Source organism: Coleofasciculus sp. G2-EDA-02, assembly GCF_040226375.1.
Taxonomy (GTDB): Bacteria; Cyanobacteriota; Cyanobacteriia; order Cyanobacteriales; family Coleofasciculaceae; genus Coleofasciculus.
Window position 1 is genome coordinate 1 of record NZ_JAVKEW010000116.1, and the last position, 4960, is coordinate 4960.

General features: G+C 46.5%; 5 protein-coding genes. 4 read left to right on the top strand and 1 reads right to left on the bottom strand.

Annotated features, from left to right (window positions below; translation table 11 throughout):
• Positions 1-149: 149 nt before the first annotated feature.
• Complete coding sequence (locus RLO19_RS13010; protein WP_446356973.1) at positions 150-1367, bottom strand: TIGR00341 family protein; 1218 nt, start codon at positions 1365-1367, stop codon at positions 150-152.
• A 139-nt stretch (positions 1368-1506) separates the two neighbouring features.
• Between RLO19_RS13010 and RLO19_RS13015 the strand changes: the two genes are divergently transcribed.
• The 4 genes from RLO19_RS13015 (at position 1507) to RLO19_RS13030 (ending at position 4819) form a co-directional block, all read left to right on the top strand.
• Entirely contained in the window at positions 1507-3210 is a 1704-nt protein-coding gene (locus RLO19_RS13015) for a mechanosensitive ion channel domain-containing protein (RefSeq protein WP_446356975.1), read from the top strand.
• 318 nt (positions 3211-3528) lie between these two features.
• Positions 3529-3795 (top strand): hypothetical protein, encoded by a 267-nt coding sequence (locus RLO19_RS13020; RefSeq protein ID WP_446356976.1) that lies wholly within the window; start codon positions 3529-3531, stop codon positions 3793-3795.
• Positions 3796-3869: 74 nt separating this feature from the next.
• Entirely contained in the window at positions 3870-4241 is a 372-nt protein-coding gene (locus RLO19_RS13025) for a hypothetical protein (RefSeq protein ID WP_446356978.1), read from the top strand.
• 173 nt (positions 4242-4414) lie between these two features.
• Positions 4415-4819: a hypothetical protein gene (locus RLO19_RS13030; protein WP_446356980.1), complete on the top strand. Its 405-nt coding sequence runs from the start codon at positions 4415-4417 to the stop codon at positions 4817-4819.
• Positions 4820-4960 lie beyond the last annotated feature (141 nt).

Genomic DNA, 4960 nt, shown 5'->3' on the forward strand with positions numbered 1-4960 from the left:
ATATCTGAATTTAGTGCCAAAACCCGCCCCTACAATTGTGCCTAAACCCGCCCCTACAATTGTGCCTAAACCCGCCCCTACAATTGTGCCTAAACCCGCCCCTACAATTGTGCCTAAACCCGCCCCTACAATTGTGCCTAAACCCGCCCCTACAACTGACGTATTGGTGGCTGATGGAGGACAGGGGCTTGGGCGGGAGGTAACAAGGGTGGGACAGGTTCTGGGGATTCCTCTGGTTCTTGGGCGGTAACTTGTTTAACCTCACTGACAAAGAAAACAAGCTGATAGGGGCGTTTCATTTCTTTGGAGATAAACTCCTGAACTAATCGCACCTGCTTAGGCGTGATTTCTTGATCCGTCTCAACCGTGAGATACACAATAGGCGGTGTGGCTGTCCAGTTCACTTTGGTTCTCACCAGTTGTACCTCTGGCTGACCGATGGTAATCGTTCGCCGTACCAGGGTATTATTAATTGTGGCTTGCAGTCGAGCTTGTCTGGCTAATTCCCAAAAACTGATACCCAACGGCAAGAAGAGGAGGGCGGTGAAGCCAAAAGTCCAGCCTAAGGCGTGATTGACTTTGGTGTAACCGGCTGCGATAAACACCAGCATACAGGCTAAGGTAATACCGAGAAGATTGGTTATATACAGTAAAAATGCACCTAAGCTAAACGACCAAATTCCCTGAGACAGCGACAAACCGACCACACATAAGGGTGGCATTAGGGCAACCGCGATCGCAACCCCCGCTAAGGCATCGCTGATACGGGCGCGAATCTTGGCAAAACTACTGATCCCGCCTGCTACCACCGCGATCCCCAAGTCTACTAAATTCGGCTGTGTGCGAGAAAGCACTTCTGAACCATATTCAGGAATCCCAGCAATCCGTCCCGTTAGCCACGAGAGAACTAATGCTAAGATCGTCGCACCTGCGATCGCGCCTAAGGCTTTGCGAAATAACTTTAAGTCTCCTTCCAAAGCCCCAAACGCTAATCCCCGTAAGGGCAGCATCAACGGGGCAATGATCATCGCGCCAATGATTACGGCGGTACTATTGCTAATCAGACCAAACGTGGCAATCAGACAAGAACTAATCGTCAGTACAACATAGTTAATCGTCCAATTCGCATCAATTGACAACTCTTGATGAAGTTCTTTAAATACATCTTCAGTGACGGCTTCCGGTAAAAGCCGATTGAGCATGAGTATATATCGTCGCATCAATTCAATGAAATAGGTGGTTGATGGATTCGGTTCGCACGGAGAGACTTCCCTCAAACTACCTCCTAAGATGGAGGATAACTCGAAAGTCGTGATTGTTAATATTTGCTTGTGACTGGCTCGAATGCTATAACTTTTTTTGAACAAGAATTCATATTCGCCTCAAACAAAGTCATATTGCCCATTTTGCTACCTTTTGCCCCCAATTAGCTCCTGTTAATTTTTTTTTTAGTCTATATACTTGGATGTTAAGAAAAGTAACAGGCAAACAATCAGGATGAAAAAAATGCGAATTTCAGCTTTGACAATTGCCGGCTCAATTGCGTTATCCGGCTGGGTTATCTCTCCAGTTCAGGCTCAGCTCCCGATACCGGGTTTACCCGATGTCAACATACCTACTCCTAATTCCCTCAAGCAGCCATCAGAGGATGCTGTCGTTTCCAAATGTATACGACTCGACGGTCGCTGTTTATTCGAGATTGCCGCACCAACATCGCAGTTACCCCAACGTATTCAAGAAATTGAACAGCGATTACAGGATATCAGCCGTACTTACTTCAAAAACGAGAACGCTGAATTAGAGATTCGCCAAGAACTAGACCAACAAAGCAATTTACCCGAAATTTACATCTCTCTGTTAGATGAGCAAGGTGATCTGTTAAAAGAGGTACGCTTGATGAGCGTTACCAATCAAGATGCTCAACTCACCGAAGTGCCGATAGAGACTAGAGCAGACGAAATTATCGAACAGCTCGAGCAACAACTTCCCCAGGCAAAACAGGAACGACAACCCGACGTTTTGACGAATCGAGTGGTAATTGCCGTGGGTACTGGCGTAGCCATGATTGTTGCCAGCTTGCTCATTTCTCGTTGGGAGAGCCGCTTAAAACGCTCCAAACAACTGTTAGAGCCTTCCCAATCGAACACCGCGCCAATATCCACTCAACTTCACCAAAATCAACAGCGAAATGTCAAAGAAGTTTTACATCGCCTGCTGCAACTAACTCAAGGGGTTATCTGGGTGGGGGGAAGTCTATTCATTTTAAGTCTATTTCCTTACACACGACCCCTACAGGTTTTAATCCTTGCCAGTTTTCGGATTCCCGTGCGCGTGGGTATTGTCGGCTTGGGAAGTTACGTGATCATCCGTTTATCTTATGCCTTAACTGATCGCTTCTCCTCTGCCATTGCTAGGAATCATTTACTCACGCCAGAAAGCGCTCAGCGAGCGCAGTTGCGCGTGTCAACGGTTTCTGGGGTAACCAAAAATATTATCACCTTGAGTTTTAGTGCGATCGGACTTTTAGTGGCGCTAGCGGCAATTGGTATTGACATTGGTCCGCTGTTAGCTGGTGCTGGGATCGTTGGTTTAGGCTTGTCTTTGGCATCGCAAAACTTGATTAAAGATGCCATCAATGGCTTCTTCATTCTCCTAGAAGATCAGTATGCCGTTGGTGACGTGATTGGCGTGGGAGACGTTGGCGGGTTTGTGGAAAAAATCAACCTCCGGATTACTCAGTTGCGGGATGCTGAGGGGCGATTAATTACGATTCCCAACGGTGAAGTTAGAATTGTGGCGAATCTTTCGAGTAATTGGTCACGGGCAGATTTAAATATTCCCGTTACCTATCAAGCCGATGTTGATAAAGCATTGGAGTTGGTTAGGCATGTGGCTCATGAGATGGTTATGAACCAAATGTGGCGGGAGCGTATCCTGGATCAACCCGATATTTTAGGGGTGGATGACTTTGGCGATCGCGGTTTTATTATTCGTGTTTGGATTAAAACCCAGCCTCTAAAACAATGGGAAGTGGCGCGAGAGTTTCGCCGTCGTCTAAAAGCGGCATTTGATGAAGCTGGAATCCGGCTTTCATTGCCTCAGCAAGCGCTCTGGTTTAATAACACCTTACCGATGCAATCTTTGTCGAATGGTCACTCGAATGGTAATAGTCATCATGACAGTCAGCCAAAGTATGCTGAGATTGACTAGAACATCAATTCCCTAACCCCAGTTAGCTGTCAAAATAAATCATAAGAGACGTAGCCATGCTACGTCTTTTATTTTTTCTATAAATACCAAATTCGTTTTAAAACAAGGAACAATCAAGTTTAATCTTTTCCTTGTACCCCCATAAGGGCGGGTTTAGTAAAGTTATCGGTTTTGGGAGAAACGTTATCAGTAAAACCCGCCCCTACAACCCCACTCCCCACAACTCCTTGTCAATTTGGTACAAATGTACTATAATGGAGTTATCAAAGATTCTACTCGGTTAACGCCTAACGCCCGATAGCATTCAAGATTTTTGCCATGATTAAGCATTACATTCTCAGTATCAACCCCAACGCCGAGTACGAGTGGGAACAACGTATCCTACGCCACCCGATCACCGCAGAACGCCCGGATTTTGCCAGTTTAATCGCCCAAGCGGTGGGGGACGAACCTGGATCGTATTTGGTGGAGGTGAATATTGAAGTCAACCTTTTAGAGAAAGCCCCCAATCCTCAGCCTCAGAGGAATTCCATGGATGGAGACACCAAGACAGTCAATTCCCAACCTTCGGAATGGGTGGCGTAGTCGGTTAACTGTCTAGCTTGGATAACCGGATCAGAGATTGTCCGGATTGATACTCTAGTATGGAAAGATTTAAGATGAACATGAGTCAGTACCCAGCCGCGATCGCACAAGCCGCTCAAACCGTTAATGATTTGGACTCGCAACTTCAGGCGGTGCAACTTAATATTCATCGCCTAGAAGCCAGTATTGATAAGCAAATTGCCTTTGATTCTGAGTTAAAAAATGAATCACAACGCAAGGCGCGTCGATTTGAGCTACTAGAGGTGAATTTGGAATATCAGCACGCCCTCAACACCTTAATGCGGTTAACCAATCAAAAGGCGAACGCTGTGGCTAACTTGGAATACTTGCGGAATCAGTTCAGTGTTGCCAAACTCGAAGCTCGACTGGCAATAGCTCGCCAGCTTAATGGTTCAGATATTGGTGATCTGTTGCTCGGCGTGTAATAGTACGCCAGCCTTGATCCCCCTCTTCCCTCATGACTTAGGCGCAGATACTGCATAGTAGGGGACTCTTGATGAAGGGTTCCTTACAGATGGTAGTTCAACGGTGCAATAGACGAAAATGGTTATGGTTGCCAAACCGTGTTCCAGGCTGGGTAAGTTGCCCAAAAGAAACTATGACTATTGTGACCTCTCAAGAAATTGCCCGATTCCGCTCTCAGCTTTCCCATAACCCCGAAGCGATGCAAGCGCTTGATGCGATTGAGGATTGCGAGGGGGATTTAGAAGACGCCGCGATCGCACTAGCGATTCGAGCCGGACAACAACCCCAAAGCGACAATGCTCGATGGTTAGAGGATTTAGCCAAAAAATGCCGTGCGGTTATTTGTAAGCCGGAATTTCGCCAAGATTTGCTCGATGGCTCTTATACTCAGGTGATTGAATACTTAGCACAGACTCCCCTACTTCCCGCGATTCTAGCAACACCTGTCCTGATGTCTGCTCTCAACCAAGGTGTACCTAGCTTTTGCGAACCGATTGATGCTCACTTTGAACAGGTTTACGGCGATCGCTCTCCTTAACGTAGTCGCGGAAGTCCTCACCCTCAACAGAGTAGGGTGAGGATGGACAGCGGGAAATCGGAGGAACGTAGATTTCCAAATTACCTAGCTAGATGCAATTTTTTAGTGTTATAATAACAGTAACCCACTTAGGTCTACCTT

Excerpts from the sequence above, each read along its gene's own strand:
- RLO19_RS13030 (WP_446356980.1), top strand. The coding sequence starts at position 4,415 with ATGACTATTGTGACCTCTCAAGAAATTGCCCGATTCCGCTCTCAGCTT.
- RLO19_RS13020 (WP_446356976.1), top strand. The coding sequence starts at position 3,529 with ATGATTAAGCATTACATTCTCAGTATCAACCCCAACGCCGAGTACGAG.
- RLO19_RS13025 (WP_446356978.1), top strand. The coding sequence starts at position 3,870 with ATGAACATGAGTCAGTACCCAGCCGCGATCGCACAAGCCGCTCAAACC.
- RLO19_RS13015 (WP_446356975.1), top strand. The coding sequence starts at position 1,507 with ATGCGAATTTCAGCTTTGACAATTGCCGGCTCAATTGCGTTATCCGGC.